General features: G+C 61.9%; 14 protein-coding genes and 2 tRNA genes. 8 read left to right on the forward strand and 8 right to left on the reverse strand.

Annotated elements, in window-relative coordinates:
- Nucleotides 1–67: 67 nt before the first annotated feature.
- A complete protein-coding gene (tsaA, locus tag ABNP46_RS06080; protein WP_349921519.1) occupies nucleotides 68–772 on the reverse strand; it encodes a tRNA (N6-threonylcarbamoyladenosine(37)-N6)-methyltransferase TrmO in 705 nt (234 codons plus the stop codon).
- Nucleotides 773–995: 223 nt separating this feature from the next.
- Between tsaA and ABNP46_RS06085 the strand changes: the two genes are divergently transcribed.
- The gene (locus ABNP46_RS06085) at nucleotides 996–1,991 is read left to right on the forward strand and encodes an NAD-dependent epimerase/dehydratase family protein (protein ID WP_349921520.1); all 996 of its coding nucleotides are present in this window, start codon (nucleotides 996–998) and stop codon (nucleotides 1,989–1,991) included.
- Nucleotides 1,992–2,099: 108 nt separating this feature from the next.
- Here ABNP46_RS06085 and ABNP46_RS06090 read toward each other — a convergent pair whose 3' ends face one another.
- The 4 genes from ABNP46_RS06090 to cydD all read right to left on the reverse strand — a co-directional run bounded on the left by ABNP46_RS06090 (nucleotide 2,100) and on the right by cydD (nucleotide 6,598).
- A complete protein-coding gene (locus tag ABNP46_RS06090) occupies nucleotides 2,100–2,486 on the reverse strand; it encodes a DUF488 domain-containing protein (protein ID WP_349921521.1) in 387 nt (128 codons plus the stop codon).
- Between the two features lie 4 nt (nucleotides 2,487–2,490).
- Nucleotides 2,491–2,865: an Rcs stress response system protein RcsF gene (gene rcsF / locus ABNP46_RS06095; protein ID WP_349921522.1), complete on the reverse strand. Its 375-nt coding sequence runs from the start codon at nucleotides 2,863–2,865 to the stop codon at nucleotides 2,491–2,493.
- A 198-nt stretch (nucleotides 2,866–3,063) separates the two neighbouring features.
- The gene (gene cydC, locus ABNP46_RS06100; protein WP_349921523.1) at nucleotides 3,064–4,824 is read right to left on the reverse strand and encodes a heme ABC transporter ATP-binding protein/permease CydC; all 1,761 of its coding nucleotides are present in this window, start codon (nucleotides 4,822–4,824) and stop codon (nucleotides 3,064–3,066) included.
- Nucleotides 4,817–6,598 (reverse strand): heme ABC transporter permease/ATP-binding protein CydD, encoded by a 1,782-nt coding sequence (cydD, locus tag ABNP46_RS06105; RefSeq protein ID WP_349921524.1) that lies wholly within the window; start codon nucleotides 6,596–6,598, stop codon nucleotides 4,817–4,819. Before cydD ends, cydC begins: the two co-directional genes overlap by 8 nt.
- Nucleotides 6,599–6,799: 201 nt before the next feature.
- Between cydD and ABNP46_RS06110 the strand changes: the two genes are divergently transcribed.
- Nucleotides 6,800–6,873: transfer RNA gene (locus ABNP46_RS06110), tRNA-Gly, on the forward strand.
- Nucleotides 6,874–6,976: 103 nt separating this feature from the next.
- Nucleotides 6,977–7,051 (forward strand) — tRNA-Gly (locus ABNP46_RS06115).
- A gap of 172 nt (nucleotides 7,052–7,223) precedes the next feature.
- Here the strand turns inward: ABNP46_RS06115 and arcA are convergent.
- Complete coding sequence (gene arcA, locus ABNP46_RS06120) at nucleotides 7,224–7,943, reverse strand: two-component system response regulator ArcA (protein ID WP_349921525.1); 720 nt, start codon at nucleotides 7,941–7,943, stop codon at nucleotides 7,224–7,226.
- Nucleotides 7,944–8,320: 377 nt separating this feature from the next.
- Between arcA and ABNP46_RS06125 the strand changes: the two genes are divergently transcribed.
- Both ABNP46_RS06125 and ABNP46_RS06130 read left to right on the forward strand, forming a co-directional pair.
- Nucleotides 8,321–8,737, forward strand: a complete 417-nt coding sequence (locus tag ABNP46_RS06125; RefSeq protein WP_349921526.1) for a DUF3293 domain-containing protein — start codon at nucleotides 8,321–8,323, stop codon at nucleotides 8,735–8,737.
- Between the two features lie 57 nt (nucleotides 8,738–8,794).
- Entirely contained in the window at nucleotides 8,795–9,274 is a 480-nt protein-coding gene (locus ABNP46_RS06130) for a putative 4-hydroxy-4-methyl-2-oxoglutarate aldolase (protein ID WP_349921527.1), read from the forward strand.
- Nucleotides 9,275–9,278: 4 nt separating this feature from the next.
- Here the strand turns inward: ABNP46_RS06130 and ABNP46_RS06135 are convergent, their stop codons facing one another.
- Nucleotides 9,279–9,755: a hypothetical protein gene (locus ABNP46_RS06135; protein WP_349921528.1), complete on the reverse strand. Its 477-nt coding sequence runs from the start codon at nucleotides 9,753–9,755 to the stop codon at nucleotides 9,279–9,281.
- A 168-nt stretch (nucleotides 9,756–9,923) separates the two neighbouring features.
- On the opposite strand from ABNP46_RS06135, the gene ABNP46_RS06140 reads away from it, so the two are divergent.
- Nucleotides 9,924–10,313: an META domain-containing protein gene (locus tag ABNP46_RS06140; RefSeq protein ID WP_349921529.1), complete on the forward strand. Its 390-nt coding sequence runs from the start codon at nucleotides 9,924–9,926 to the stop codon at nucleotides 10,311–10,313.
- A gap of 109 nt (nucleotides 10,314–10,422) precedes the next feature.
- On the opposite strand, the gene aceK is transcribed toward ABNP46_RS06140, so the two are convergent.
- The gene (aceK, locus tag ABNP46_RS06145; protein WP_349921530.1) at nucleotides 10,423–12,150 is read right to left on the reverse strand and encodes a bifunctional isocitrate dehydrogenase kinase/phosphatase; all 1,728 of its coding nucleotides are present in this window, start codon (nucleotides 12,148–12,150) and stop codon (nucleotides 10,423–10,425) included.
- Between the two features lie 194 nt (nucleotides 12,151–12,344).
- Here aceK and ABNP46_RS06150 point away from each other — a divergent pair, with 194 nt between their 5' ends.
- Entirely contained in the window at nucleotides 12,345–13,037 is a 693-nt protein-coding gene (locus ABNP46_RS06150) for a tRNA/rRNA methyltransferase (protein ID WP_349921531.1), read from the forward strand.
- Between the two features lie 271 nt (nucleotides 13,038–13,308).
- Nucleotides 13,309–15,768, forward strand: coding sequence for a bifunctional aspartate kinase/homoserine dehydrogenase I (gene thrA / locus ABNP46_RS06155; protein WP_349921532.1), 2,460 nt, complete (start codon nucleotides 13,309–13,311; stop codon nucleotides 15,766–15,768).

Below are 15,768 nucleotides of genomic sequence, written 5' to 3' on the forward strand. Positions count from 1 at the left end.
AACACATGCCATGGTCTAGGCCCCACCTTCGTCAGTCACTCAGCGGGGTGCTTGACCAGGACGGCCATCAGCAGGGGGCGATGGCCAGCACCAGGCACTCTGGTTCGGCTATCTGGAACCTGACGTTCAGGTCGAACAATCTGACCCCGTACTCTTTCTCATCGGGCTTGCCCTTCTTGTAGGCCGGACGCGGATCCTGGGCCAGCACCTCGCTCACCAGCTGGCGCAGCTCGGGATGGCGGGAGGCGAGTTGACCAAGCTGTTGTTCTGCCTCCTGGCTGAAACTCACCATCAGCGGTGGAGTGGGGGCATCCGGCGCAAAACCGCCGCGGGCATCCGGCAGGCTGTCGGCGTAGGGAATGTAGGGCTTGATATCGACGATGGGGGTGCCATCGAGCAGGTCGACTGCCCCGAGTTCGAGCCACAGCTTGCCGCGCTCACGACCCACTCCGTGCAGCTCGACCACAGAGAGGCCGAGCGGGTTGGGTCGGAAGGTGGAGCGGGTGGCGAAGACCCCAACCCGTTCGTTGCCACCGAGGCGCGGCGGGCGCACCGTCGGGTGCCAGCCCTGGGCCATGGTCTGGTGGAACACGAAGCTGAGCCAGAGGTGGGAAAACTGCTCGATGCCGCGCAGCACGTCCGGCTGATCGTAGGGAGGCAGCAGCTCGAGGCGGGCACGGGCCGACTTGACCAGGCCGGGCTGGCGGGGAATGGCGAACTTCTCCTTGTAGGGAGAACGGATGATCCCCAGGGTGTCGATTTCGAACTTCATGGCACACTCGTGGCTAAAAACCCCGGCAATTTAGCACAAGCAGTCCCAAAACGCAGGCTCACCGCTTCGCCCATTCCTTCGATACCATAGTGATCCCCGTCCCACCCCTGCCCGCTGGGGGCTGCCTCTTGGCGTCGACTTGCGTAGGGTAAGGGCAGGAAAAACGATTGCCATCCGGCCGTGACGCTCAAGGTCGCCGGTATGGCTGACAGGGAGTCACAGGATGAAACTGCTTATCATCGGCGGCACGGGATTTCTGGGTCGCCATCTCAGTGCGCTGGCGCTGGACTGGGGCCACGAGGTCACCTTGTTCAACCGCGGCCATCGTCAGCACCCGGACTGGCGGGATCTGGTGCAACTGCACGGAGACAGGGATGGCGATCTCGGGGCCCTGCACGGGGAGGGGCTGTACTGGGATCTGGTCATCGATACCTGTTGCTATCGACCCGAGCAGGCGGCCAGCCTCTCGGCGACGTTGCTTGGGCGCTGCGAGCGCCTCATCTTCATCTCCACCATCAGTGTCTACCGGGACTTTGCCCGGCCCGGAATGGATGAGTCGGCCCCTTTGCACGAGATCCCCCAAGGGATGATGCCGGATGACTACGGTCCCCTCAAAGTCTTGTGCGAGCAAGCGTATCAGGCCCGCTGGGGGGAGCGACTCTGCATCCTGCGGCCCGGCGTCCTGTGCGGCCCTCAGGATCACACGGGTCGCCTTGCCTGGTGGGTGAGACGAGTGCAGCAGGGCGGCCCCTGGCTGCTGCCGGGGGAGGGGCAGGACAGGTTGCAATATCTGGACGTACGGGACTGCGCCGAATTCGTGTTGCGGGCCGCCGAGCAGCGCCTTGGGGGCGTGTTCAACCTGCTCAAGCCCGGCATATTGCTGGGGGACTGGGTGGAGCGTATTACCGCCCGTCTGGCCCCGGCGTCGCCCATCCAATTCGAATGGGCACCCTGGCCAGCGCTGCTGGCCGCCGGGGTTGAGCCCTGGCAGAGCTATCCGACCCTGCTGCCCAACGAGCTGACTGAGTATTGGGGGTATGGCCGGATCAGCGCCGAGGCTGCCATCGTGCAAGGGCTCAACTTCCGTCCCCTGGAGGAGACGGTGGCGGATGTCGCCCTCTGGCTGGCGGAAGGGGGGCAAGGGGAGGCCGCAGGCATGACGGCTGAAGAGGAGGCGACGCTGCGCCAACGGGTGCTGGCTGCACACGCCATGCAGTAGGCAAGTCATGCTTGCAGCCTGAGCACGGCGCCATGTGTACCGGAAAGCCGAATCAAAGAGAGGGCACCCCATGGGGCGCCCTCTCTTTTTGCAATGGGACTGCAGGATTTAGCGCAAGACAGCGCCACAGCCGGCCAGCAACTCTTTCAGGATGCCGCGATGACAGCGGGATTCATGTTCGCAGTAGCAGCCCACCGAGAGATCCGTGTGGTGGGAGAGCGCTGCCAGCAGGGCCAAATCGTGCTTTGCCGTCGGCGTGGTCATCTCGGCCTTGTACTGTTTGCAGAAGGCGGCCCACTGGGCCGGCGTCTCGGCACCCTGACCGAGCTTCATGGTCTCGGGGCTGGGAGCCAAGTTGGGGAACCAGACGTCGTACCAATCCTGGCTCGCAAATTCAGCTTTGGGCACGCCCCGGGGCGGGCGACGCACCGTGCCGATGCGAAGCCCCTCACCGGGCAGGCGAGGGGTGCCGAGACGGACGACGGCGAGAGCCACAGGCTTATTTCTCTTCGGCGACTTTCAGCGCCTGGCCATAGCAGATCACCTGCTTGAGGCAGCCCGGCACATCGCTGAACTCGGCGCACTTGTCAAAGCTCACGCCGTTGCCCCCCATGTCCGCCACCCGGCGGCGAGCCAGGGTGCGGGCTTCACCGGCATTCGGCACCGCCTGGTTGGCATCGCTCTGGCAGGATTCCCCCTCGACGGTACCGAGATAGAGGTAGTTGAGATCGGCCAGCTCGCCCTGTTCATAGATCCGCACGCTCCCGGGCTTGAAGTACTCGTCGAAGTTTTCCTTGTCCAGGTTGCTGTTGAAGGAGAAGTAGGAGCAACCGGAGGCGAAGAGGGGCAGCAGCAATAGAGTCAGGCGTTTCATGGCGATGTCTTGTTGAACAGTGAGGGGGTCATTATAGGGGCCAGTCGCGGCTGGCGACCAGCCCCATTTTTAGCCACCGGGACGGGGGGTGACCAAGAGCTGGCCTGGCGCGACATCGGGGTCGGCAGGTTGTCATGAGAATGGCGTCTTGCCAAAAGTAGAGAGGGGGCATGATGCCCCCCTTTGCACTTAACGGATTCAGACCGGCGCGAGCCGCTGGTGCAGACTGCGGTAGTAGTCATCGCTCAGCAGCTCTGCGTGAGGGGCGCACAGGCGAATGCGCCCCTCTTCCATCAGGGCGATCCTGTCCATCTGCTCCAGCCCCAGCAGGCGGTGAGAGATGAACAGCAGGGTGCGATCAGCGCCCAACCTGAACAGCAGGGCCATGATCTCCCGCTCGGTCTGGCTGTCGAGCCCCTCGGTGGGCTCGTCCAGCAGCCAGAGCGGGGCGTCGTGCAGCAGGGCGCGGGCGAGGCCGATACGACGACGCTCCCCGCCGGAGAGCGGTCGACCGCCATCCCCGAGCCAGGCATCCAGTCCCCCTTCCGCCAGCTCCTCCGGGTTGTCCAGGAGGCCAGCGAGGCCCACCTGCTCCAGCACGGCGACGAGTTGCTCGTCGCTGGCTGTCGGCGCCGCCAGCTTGAGGTTGCCGCGCAGGGTATCGGCAAAGAGGTGTACCCGCTGGCTCACCACCGAGAAGGAAGCCCGCAGCGCCTCTTCGCTGTAATGGGTCAGCGGTTTGCCATCCAGCAGGATCTCCCCGCTCACTGGAGTCCACTCCCGGGTCAGCAGCCCCATCAGGGTGGATTTGCCACAGCCGGTCTGGCCGAGCAGCGCGAGTTTTTCCCCGGCCTTCAGTTGCAGGGAACAGCCGCGCAGCACGGGACTGGCGTCTGCATCAGCATGGGCACTGGGGTAGGCGAAGGTGAGGTCGTTTATCTGCAGGCTGCCCGCAGTGGCAGGCTGTTGCTCGCTACCCCATTCCGGGGCCTTGGCCTCCTGCAGGATCTCGTTGAGACGACGGGCCGAGGTGAGGCTGGTGGAGAGATGCTGGAAGGCCCCCGCCAGCGGCAACAGGGCCTCGAAGCTTGCCAGGGTGGCGAACACCATGAGCGCCGTGATGGGATCCGGGATGGCACCGCCGACCCCGTGACCGGCAAGCCAGAGCATCAGGGTCAGGGTCCAGCCGCTCAGCAACTGGACGGAGGCATTGGCCAGCCCGCTCACGCTGGCCATGCGGGCCTGGGCGCGGATCAGGGCCTGCTCGGCCTGTTGCAGTTCATCGAGGGCCTGGGGGGCGGCGGCAAACATCTGCAGCTCGGCCTGGCCGTCCAGGTAGTCCACCAGTCGGGTACGCAGGCGGGACTTCTCGGCGATCAGGGCCTGACCGGGTTTGCGGCCGAGGAAGTAGAACACCAGGGGCAGGGCCAGCATGCCGACCAGCAAGATGGCTCCCAGGGTCAGGGCCAGTTCGCTGTCGAAGAAGGAGAGGAAGAACACCAGACCGGCGGTACTGAGCAGGGCCGCCCCTATGGGGGTGATGAGGCGCAGGTAGACGTGATCCAGTGCATCGATGTCGGTCACCAGCCGGTTGAGCAGATCCGTCTGGCGGAAGCTGGCCAGGGTGCCGGTGGAGAGCGGCGAGAGCTTTTGCCAGAACCAGACGCGCAGCCGGGTCAGCACCCGGAAGGTGGCATCATGGCTCACCACCCGCTCTCCCCAGCGGCTGGCGGTGCGGATGATGGAGAAGAAGCGCACGCCCCCGGCCGGGGTCATGTAGTTGAAGGTGTCGCGGGTGGCGACGGCCAGCCCGGCCACGGCCGCGGCGGAGAGGAACCAGCCGGAGAGGGACAAGAGCCCCATGCCGGCCACCAGAGTCACCAGGGCCAGCAGCAGACCGGTGGAGAGGCTCAGCCAGTGCTGGCGATAGAGGCGCAGGAAGGGCAACAGATCACGCATCGAGAGAGTCTCCATTGGCTTGGGACTGGTGTTGCGACAGCAGATTCGCGAAGGGGCCCGCTGCCTGGCTTAACGAGGAGAAGCTGCCCTGCTCCACCAGTTGGCCGCGCTCCAGCACCAGGATGTTGTCCATCTGGCTGAGTTGATCGAGGCGGTGGGTGATCATCAGCAGGGTCTGACCCGTCGTCGCCTGCTCGAGGGTGCTCATGATGGCGCGCTCGGAGTGGCGATCCAGGCTGGCGGTGGGTTCATCCAGCACCATCATCTGGGTGGTCTTGAGCAGGGTGCGGGCGAGGGCGATGCGTTGGGCCTGGCCCACCGAGAGCCCGCCGGCCTGATCCCCGACCCGATAGTCAAAGCCTTTCTCCTGTACGAACTCCCAAGCCTGCGCCCGTTTGAGCACGGCTTCGAGCTCGGCGTCACTGGCCGTGGGCTTTGCCAGCAGCAGGTTGTCGCGCAAGGAAGCGTGGAACAGCTGGGGACTCTGGGAGAGCCAGCCGAGCTGCGATCGCCACTGGCCCATGTCGAGCTCGGCGAGCTCCTGGCCGTTGACCCTGAGGGAACCGCGGTAGGGGGTGAAGCCCAGCAGGGCATTGACCAGGGAGCTCTTGCCCGCCCCACTGATGCCGACCAGGGCCGTGCGTGAACCGGGTTCCAGCTGGAAGTCGATGGGGCCGACCAGTACCTTGCCCTCGGCACTTAATACCTCGAGTGCGCTGGCCTCAACCCGGATAGGTCCCCGGGTATGGAAGGGGGCCGTGCCGGAGGCGGGTTCGCTGACCTCGGCCTCCAGGAATTCCAGCAACTGTTCGGCGGCGCCGATGGCCTGGGCCTTGGCGTGATAGTGGGCACCGAGCTCTCGTAGCGGTGCATAGAACTCGGGTGCGAGGAAGAGCACGAACAGGCCGGTGAACAGGGTGACCTTGACGCCGTAGCTGCCAAAGTTCAGGTGGTCGATGTAGGAGAAGCCGAAGTAGACCGCCACCAGGGCCACGGCGAGGGCGGCGAAGAACTCCAGCACGGCGGTGCTGAGGAAGGCCAGTCGCAGCACCTCCATGGTGCGCTCCCGAAAATCTTCCGAGGCATCGCGAATGGCTTCCCCCTCGGCCTGGGTGCGCATGAAGAGTTGCAGGGTGCGCAATCCCTTGAGCCGGTCGAGGAAGTGGCCGGAGAGGCGCGCCAGGGAGAGGAAGTTGCGGCGGTTCGCATCGGCGGCGCCGACCCCCACCAGGATCATGAACAGCGGGATCAGGGGAGCCGTGCCGAGCAAGATGATGCCGGCGGCCCAGTTGACCGGGAACACGGCCACCAGGATCACCAGGGGAATGAAGACGGCGACCGCCATCTGGGGCAGATAACGGGAGAAGAAATCCTGCATCTCTTCGATCTGTTCCAGCAACAGGCTGGCCCAGCTGCCGGCGGGGCGACGCTGGATATAGGCGGGGCCGAGGCGGGCGAGGCGGGTGAGTACCAGTTCACGGATGGCCAGGCGCACCGCGCTGCCCGCCTTGAAACTGGCCACTTCACGACCATAGGCCAGCAGCGCCTTGGCAGCAGTGACCAGCAACAGGCTGATGAAGAGGGGAATGGATTGCTCCGGGGTGCTGCCTGCGATGATGAAGCCATGGAGCAGGGTAGCCAGCAGCCACGCCTGTGCCACCATCAGCATGCCCTGACCCAGGCCCAGGCCGATGGAGAGACCGATCCAGCGTCGGCCATGGCTCGATTGCTTGCGCAACCAGCCATAGAGATGTTTCTGCGTACCTTTGTCCATTACCACCCTCCTCAAACGAGTGGCGCAAGACTATCGTCGCCCCCAGGGCTTGGCAACCTTGTCGATGCGGGAGGCTGGAGTCGGTTGCCTGAAAAATAGACTTCATGCTCATTAGTTGGTCGAACAGCTTGATTTACGGCAAAAAATACCAGGGTGGTGATTGCGCTCGCCGGCAAAATGCATATAGTAGAGGCCACTGACGCGGGTGTAGTTCAATGGTAGAACGGTAGCTTCCCAAGCTGCATACGTGGGTTCGATTCCCATCACCCGCTCCAATCTCAAGACCTGATAAAGCGCCAGTCTCGTTCCTGCCTCTGCCTAGCACGCCATCCTGACGTTGACCCCATATCCGGTACTTACTGCTAGCTTTGATGCCTCGCGGGCATCGTATAATGGCTATTACCTCAGCCTTCCAAGCTGATGATGCGGGTTCGATTCCCGCTGCCCGCTCCAGCTTTCATGCAAAAAGCCCACTCCTGCGAGTGGGCTTTTTGTTTGCCGCATCCTTGCCTGACAGGCATTCGCTGCCGCGGCTCTGTGCAAGGCAGCCACCGACGGCTCGCCGGAAACAGAAGAGGCGCCAACGGCGCCTCTTCTTACCACACAGGGATCTGGCGAACAGGGATTATTCCTGCTCCAGCTCGCCGCAGAAGCGGTAGCCTTCGCCATGTATGGTGGCGATGATTTCCGGGGTGTCGCCCACGCTCTCGAAGTGCTTGCGAATGCGGCGGATGGTGACATCCACGGTGCGGTCGTGGGGCTTGAGCTCACGGCCTGTCATCTTCTTGAGCAGCTCGGCGCGGGTCTGGATCTGGCCCGGGTTTTCGCAGAAGTGCAGCATGGCGCGGAACTCGGAGCGCGGCAGCTTGAACATGTCGCCAGCCGGACTGACCAGGGCGCGACTGTTGATGTCCAGGGCCCAGCCGTTGAACAGGTAACGCTCGACCAGCTTCTTCTCTTCGCCACCGGCAGCCACGTTCATGGTGCGGCTCAGCAGGTTGCGGGCACGGATGGTCAGCTCGCGGGGGTTGAAGGGCTTGGTGATGTAGTCATCGGCACCGATCTCCAGACCCAGGATCTTGTCCACTTCGTTGTCACGACCGGTGAGGAACATCAGGGCGATGTTGTCATCTTCACGCAGCTCGCGCGCCAGCAGCAGGCCATTCTTGCCCGGCAGGTTGATGTCCATGATCACCAGGTTGATGGTGTGGGCGGTCAGGGCCTGGTGCATCTCGTCGCCATTGTTGGCTTCGAGCACAATGTAACCCTCTGCCTCGAAAATGCTCTTCAGGGTATTGCGGGTAACCAGTTCGTCTTCGACGATCAGTATGTGTGGTGTTTGCATTGAGTATTCCCAGATTCTTATCAGTTAATTTTCGAAATTTTAACACTCTTTGGCGTTATCCGACCGGCCCTGAAAATTTATTACGTCATCCTGGGTATGAATATCGGGTCGAATCATCGCGAATTTGGTCACTGTGCCGGCAAACATCCATATGCCACAGACGGGGTCTCAACAAGCCTGATTGAGCGGTGCCCTGAAAGGTAGTCCATTGCAAAAGTTGCTGCATTTTATCAGTTAACAGGCGCATAACAACACTCTTTGCTGTCAGATAGCAACTTTTTAACTCTGGCTTGATATAAGTCAAACCCTGAGTTATCTGCATGATACTTGGGCTTGGCTCCATTTTCGCCCCTATGAAATGTAATGAGATGCAACATATGGTTGACATGACTTTGTGGGAAAACTACAGAAAAGTGTGCTTTATTGCCCCTTTTTCGCCGCCGGACTGGCCTGATTATGCCATCGTCACGGCCTGGAATCCGGGAAGTCAGCCCGTGGGAAGGCGTCGCAACACCCGTCGTCAGCATGCTCTTCTGCGTGTCATCCATCGCTTCGGCACCTTGCCTGCCATGGGGCCGGTATGGGGCAGTGCTCTTGATGAGAACTGGCAGGAGGAGTCCTGGCTGCTGCGCGCTTCTCGCCTTGATGCCACCCGGTTGGCGGCCGCCTTTGGACAATATGCCCTCTACCGGGTCGAGCGGGGAGAACTCTGGCTGGAGCCTGCGCTGCTGAATGTGCCTCCCTGCTATCTGGGGCCCCTTGCCGCTCACTGGATTGTCAGAGCGCCGACATGATGGAAGAATGGCGACTCACCTGTGTGTTTATCACTCACCCATGGAAGGATGACGATGATGCTGGATTTACTGCCCGATCTCTGTGATGAACACCTCGATAATGTGCAAGTGGCCGAGCCGCTGTTTCGCGATTATGGCGGCAAGCCGTTGTTTCATGGGGAGGCGGTGACGCTTTCCTGTTTCGAGGACAACAGCCTTGTGCGGGAGCTGGTGAATCGCCCGGGCCATGGCAAGGTGATGGTCATCGACGGTGGCGGTTCCCTGCGCCGTGCCCTGCTCGGGGATCAACTGGCCATCAAGGCCGCGGAGCAGGGATGGGAGGGGATCCTCGTCTATGGCGCAGTGCGGGATGTGGGCACCCTGGCCACCCTGTCGCTCGGGGTCAAGGCGCTGGCGGCCTGCCCGGTCAAGACGGAAAAGCGTGGTCTGGGCGAGCTCGATGCTACCGTCTCCTTCGCGGGGGTGACCATATCGCCGGGGAATTATGTCTATGCCGATCTCAACGGCGTGCTGGTGAGTGCCAGCCGGCTGATCTGAAAGGCTAGAAATGCAGCCCGAGCCCCAGCATGAGGAACTGTTCCGTGCTGAAGGCGCTGACACCGTAGTTGGCGGTGAGCGCCAGCTGGGGCGTCAGCAGCAGGCTGCTGTTGAGCTCCACCAGGGTGCTGGGCTTGCTCGTCTCCAGCTGCTTGACCTGACTGCCGATGTTGAGGGACGGGGAGAGCTGATAGCGCACCCCGGAACTGATGTTGAAACCTGCCTGATCGCTGCGGGCACCGAGGGCGGGGCCTGCCTCCATGTAGAGGCTGATGTCCTCTTCAAGCGGATATTGATAGCCGGTATTGATGAGCCAGATGTCGAAGCTGTCGCTGGGGTGGGTCTGGGTACCGAGCAGTACGCCGGAATAGCTTTTGACGTAGAGCTGGCTGTCGGTATCGTCCTGGAGAAAACTCCAGTCGGCCGCCTGGGCCGAAAGCGCGAATGCAGATGCGAGTGCGATGGCGAGAGATTTGACCATTCGTTTCCCCTCCCTGGGTCCGAACAGGACTACAAGCATGGCACATCGCTTCTACCTGTAAAGGCTACTTTCGTCACAATAAAAGAGTTTAAATTGGCACCCGACTCATGCTACACAGGCCCGGTCACTCTGAGTCTTCATTAATTTTCTTCATCAAGAGGCGATCTCATGAACAAGAAACTGACCCTGCTGGCCGCCCTGGCCCTGGGAGGCTGCGCCATGGCAACGGGTTCCAATCTGGCTAGCTTGCAAGCATCGACCTGGCAGTTGCAAGGGGCGAGCGGCGATACCTTCACCTTGCAACTGGCAGGGGACAAGGTGGCCGGCAAGGGCGGCTGCAACCGCTACTTCGGCGCCATCAAGCAGCAGGGGGACGGCGTACTGGCTCTCGGTCCCATGGGGGCGACCCGCATGATGTGCATGGGGGATCTGGCAGGCAAGGAGATGAATTACCTGCAGGCCCTGGAGAAGGTCGCGAGCTTCGAGATCAAGGGTCAGCAGCTGGTACTGCGTGATGCCAGCAAGGCACCCCTGCTCACCTTCGATGCGATGAAATAAGTCGAGGTACCGTCAATGGCTGTCGCAACCCGGCCGCCATGTCGTGCACACAAAGAGGGACGCCGCAGCGTCCCTCTTTGCATTTCGTGAAGAGCCTTATCGGACCTCTTCATCCCCCGCGCTGGAAGCGAAACCGCTTCTTGCGCCGGTAGGGATAGACGTCCTCGAATACCCCCTCCTTGATGTTGCTTTGCAGCATCTTCCAGTAGTTGGCATCAAACAGCTCCTTGTGCAGTTGCATCATGATCTCCCGCACCTGGGGTTTTTGCAGCAGGAAGGTGGCGAACTCCTCGGGGAAGATGTCGTTCGGTGCCACCGAATACCAGGGCTCGGCGCTCCACTCGTCTTCCGGGTAGCGCGGCGGCGGGATCTGGCGGAAGTTGCACTCCGTCATGTAGCAGATCTCGTCATAGTCGTAGAACACCACCCGGCCGTGGCGGGTGACGCCGAAGTTCTTGAACAGCATGTCACCCGGGAAGATGTTGGCGGCCGCGAGCTGTCTGATGGCGTTGCCGTATTCCTCCAGCGCGAGCCGGGTCTGCTGCTCGTCCGCCCTGTCCAGGTAGAGGTTGAGCGGGATCATCTTGCGCTCCGTGTAGAGGTGCTTGATCACCAGCTTGTCGGCGGTGATGGTCAGCGCAGAGGGGGCCACCGTCTTGAGCTCCGCCAGCAGCTCGGGGGAGATGCGATCGAGGGGAAACTCGAAGTTGGTGAACTCCTGGGTATCGGCCATGCGGCCCACCCGGTCGTGCTGCTTGACCAGCCGGTATTTCGCCTTCACCTGCTCGTGGCTCACGTCTTTCGGGGGCGTGAACTCGTCTTTGATCACCTTGAACACCACGTCGTAGGAGGGGAGGGTGAACACGCTCATCACCATGCCCTTGATACCGGGGGCGATGATGAACTGCTCCCGGCTCTCGCCGAGGTGCTGCTGATAGTGGCGATAGAGTTCCGTCTTGCCGTGTTTCTGGCAGCCGATGGCGTTGTAAATTTCGTAATCGGGCTTGCGGGGCATGATCTGGCGCAGAAACAGCACATAGAGGGCCGGCACCGGGGCATAGACCATGAAATAGGCGCGGGCGAAGCCAAAGACGATGGAGGCGAGCTCGGGCTCGAAGATGACGGTATCCACATAGATGCTCTGGCCGGTGCTGAGCAGGGGCAGGATGAAGGGATGCACCTCCTTTTTTACCCGGATGAGCCCCACCAGATAGGCCCCCTTGTTGCGGTAGAACACCTCCCTGAGCAGCTCGATGGCGAAGGGTTCCTCGTGCAAGATGGCCGGGCCGTTCTCGGCCAGATGGCGGTGGATGTCGACAATATCCCGCTGTTTGTCCTCATAGGGCAGGGTGAAACTGTAATCCCCCAGCAGCTTGCTCAGGGTCTGGGGCAAATGGGCCAGATCGGTGCGATAGATTCGCAGCAGGCTGCCGAGATCCGGGTGTTCCCCCCGGCTCACGAAGGGGTGGATGTAGAGGTTCTCGTCGCGGATGTTGCGATGGCGGAAGATGCGACGGTAGACGGAGTTGAAGAAGGACTCCGCCACCTCGAAGTTCTCGCACTGGGGCAACAGGTCGCTGAAGGCCCCCTTCACCTGCTTGAGCAGTCCCTGGCTTGGCAACTGTTCGCCCATCATCTGCTTGATCTGGGTCGTGGTGGCGCCCACGTGGTGATCGTAGAGGCGGATGCGCTCGCGCCCTGCGAGCTGGACGCCCAGCCAGTCGCTGTTCTCGAAGCGGCTCTTGCTGCCCTGGGTTATCTCGAGAAAGCGGCTGTAAAACGACTCGAAGCGCTGCAAGATCGTCTCGGCGACCGCCTGTTCCAATGGCTGCTGCATCTCTCTCTTCCTTGTGATCTGTCCATCCGATGGCGTCTGCACTTGTCTGCAGTTTGTTCACATATCGGGCCACTATGGCAACATTCAAACATCCGTTCAAGTGGCATTTTTCGGGGATAAACGGTAGATTGCGCCCCTGTTTTGCCGATGGTCCCACGCCCTTTTCGACCGCGGCCCCTCCAGGAGAAAACCCGATGAAACTCTATTTTGTACTGGTGGCACCGGCCCGCGCCGCCAACGTGGGGGCCGCCGCCCGCGCCATGAAGACCATGGGCTTCGATGCCATGCGCCTGGTGGCGAGCCGGGTGCATGAAGAGGATGAGGCGGGCTGGGTGGCGCACGGGGCGCAGGAGATCCTGACCGAGGCCGAGGCGTTCGATACCCTGGAGGCGGCCCTCGCGGACATGGATCTGGTGATTGCCACCACCGCCCGCCAGCGTGGCCGTTATCAGCACTACCTCACCCCGGCCGAGATCCGCGATCAGATCCGTGCCAAACCGTCGTTGAACAAGGTTGCCATCGTGTTTGGCTGCGAGGAGTCGGGTCTCTCCAACGAGCAACTCGCCCAGGTGGATCTCATCAGTTACCTGCCCCTCAAGGTGAGCTACCCCTCCCTGAACCTGGGGCAGGCGATCATGCTGTATGCCTACGAGATGAGTCCGCTGCTGGATGAGCCCGAAGCCGTAGCAGAAAATTTTGATAACCTTGGACAGGTTCGGGTACTGAAATCAAAAACAGCAGAAATTCTCGGTGAACTCGGTGTTTCGCAGGATGAAAAACTGCATCAATGGGTGATGGACCGAGTGCCCATGCTGCCGCAGCGGGATCTGAATATGCTGCATCTGCTCTGCAAAGACCTCGTTCGCCGTTTTGAACGCAAGGAGTGAAGCGGTTTAAGTTGACAGCCCATCGCCCGGCGCGGTATTGCTAAAAGCCAGCTTCGTTCAAGAGTGTTCGTCATGCAGTCATTCATCAACGTCATCACCACCACCATTATTACCGGTACCACCACAGGTGGCACTGGGGCCGGTTGATGCGCTGACGAACAAGCACAGAAATCAGAAAAGGCCCGTACCCACCCAGTACGGGCCTTTTTGTTGGATGATTTTCGGGTCAATTTGTCGGTCGGTTTGCAAAAAAATACAGGGAGAGAAAGCGATGAGAGTGTTGAAGTTTGGCGGGTCGTCACTGGCCGATGCAGAACGTTTCCTACGGGTTGCCGATATCGCGGTGAACACCCATGGTCAGTCCCAGGTCGCCCTGGTGTTGTCGGCCCCGGCCAAGGTGACCAATCATCTGGTGGCCCTGGTAGAACAGACCAGTCGCGGCATGGATGCCAGTAGTACCCTGTTCGAGATCAACGGTATCTTCTCCCGCCTGCTGGCGGGGCTCAAGGCGGCCTATCCGGCCCTGGATGACAAGGCCCTGCTGGCCCGTCTGACCAGCGAACTGGATCAGGTCGAGCGGTTGATGCAGGGCATCCGGCTGCTCGGGCTCTGCCCGGACAACGTGCAGGCCCGCATCCTGAGCCGGGGCGAGAACCTCTCCATCGCCTTCATGCACGAGCTGCTGCGGGTACGTGGTCTCGAACTGGATCTCATCGTGCCGGAACAGTTGCTGGTCACCGACGGCGGCTATCTGGAGGCGCACGTCGACATCGAGGCCTCCCGCCTGCGCTTCGCCGCCAAGGGCCTGCGTTCCGATTGTCTCTATCTGATGCCGGGCTTCACCGGTGGCAGCGACAAGGGTGAGACCGTGCTGCTGGGCCGTAACGGCTCCGACTACTCCGCCGCCGTGCTGGCCGCCTGTGTCGATGCGGAGTGCTGCGAGATCTGGACCGATGTGGAGGGCTGCTACAACTGCGATCCGCGCCTGGTGCCGGACGCTTACTTGCTCAAAACCCTCTCCTACAAGGAGGCGATGGAGCTCTCCTACTTCGGTGCCAAGGTGCTGCACCCGAAAACCATCGCCCCCGTGGCCCAGTTCCACATCCCCTGTCTCATCAAGAACAGCTTCAACCCGCAAGGGCCGGGGACGCTTATCGGGGTCGAGCAGGGGGATGATGACCTGAAAGTGAAGGCCATCTCGGATCTCTCCGGCATGTGCATGTTCAACGTCTCCGGCCCCGGCATGAAGGGCATGGTGGGCATGGCGGGCCGGATCTTCTCCGCCGTCTCCCGCGCCGGGGTCAGCATCGTCCTCATCACCCAGTCATCCTCCGAGTACAGCGTCAGCTTCTGCATCCACAGCTACGATTGCGACAAGACCCGCAAGGTGCTGGAGCGCGAGTTCGAACTGGAATTCAAGAACCAGCTGCTGGATCCCCTCGAGATCATGACCGATCTCGCCATCATCTCCCTCATCGGGGACGGCATGCGCACATCCAAAGGGATGGCGGCGCGCTTCTTCACCTCCCTGGCCCAGGCTTCCATCAACATCGTCGCCATCGCGCAGGGGTCGAGCGAGCGCTCCATCTCCGCCGTGGTGCGGGATCGCAAGGTGGCGGAAGCCATCAAGGCCTGCCACCAGAACTTCTTCGGCAGCCAGCAGTTCATCGATCTGTTCGTGGTCGGCGTCGGCGGCGTCGGTGCGGCCCTGGTGGATCAGATTGCCCGTCAGCAACCCGTGCTGGCCGAGCAGGGCACCGGCCTGCGGGTGGTCGGCATCGCCAACAGCCGCCAGATGGCGGTCAACAAGGATGGTCTCAACCTCGCCAACTGGCGCGAGCAACTGGTGGAGGCCCGGGACAGCTTCAGCCTGGAGTCGGTGAAAAAAGCGGTGGAAGAGAGTCATCTCATCAACCCTGTGATCGTCGATTGCACCTCCAGCGAAGCGGTCGCCGTCCAATATGCGGACTTCCTGGCCGCCGGTTTCCACGTGGTCACCCCGAACAAGAAGGCCAACACCGGGTCGCTCGATTACTACAAGGCGCTGCGCCGCACCGCCCGCCAGACTCGCCGCAAGTTCCTGTACGAGACCAACGTCGGCGCCGGTCTGCCGGTCATCGAGAACCTGCAGAACCTCATCAAGGCCGGCGACAAGCTGCGCGCCTTCGACGGCGTGCTGTCCGGGTCGCTCTCCTTCATCTTCGGCAAGCTGGACGAGGGGATGAGCTTCTCCGAGGCCACCGGCATCGCCCGTGGCAACGGCTTCACCGAGCCGGATCCCCGCGACGATCTGAACGGCATGGACGTGGCCCGCAAGCTCTTGATCCTGGCCCGTGAGGCCGGCATGGCGCTGGAGCTCTCCGACGTGGAAGTGGAGCAGGCGCTGCCGCCGGGCTTTGACGTCAGTGGCGACGTGGAGGCCTTTATGGCCCGTTTGCCGGAGGCAGACGGCTGGTTCCGTGACCAGTTCGCGGCTGCCCAGCGTGAAGGCAAGGTGCTGCGCTACGTGGGCTCCATCGAGGGGGGCAAGTGCAAGGTCGCCATCAAGGCGGTCGGCGCCGATGAACCGCTGTTCAAGGTCAAGGACGGGGAGAACGCGCTCGCCTTCTTCTCCACCTATTACCAGCCCATCCCCCTGGTGCTGCGTGGCTATGGCGCGGGCACCGAGGTGACCGCCGCCGGTGTCTTCGCCGACGTGCTGCGCACCCAGAACTGGAAGCAGGAGCTATAA

The organism is Aeromonas veronii (assembly GCF_040215105.1).
Classification (GTDB): Bacteria; Pseudomonadota; Gammaproteobacteria; order Enterobacterales; family Aeromonadaceae; genus Aeromonas; species Aeromonas veronii_G.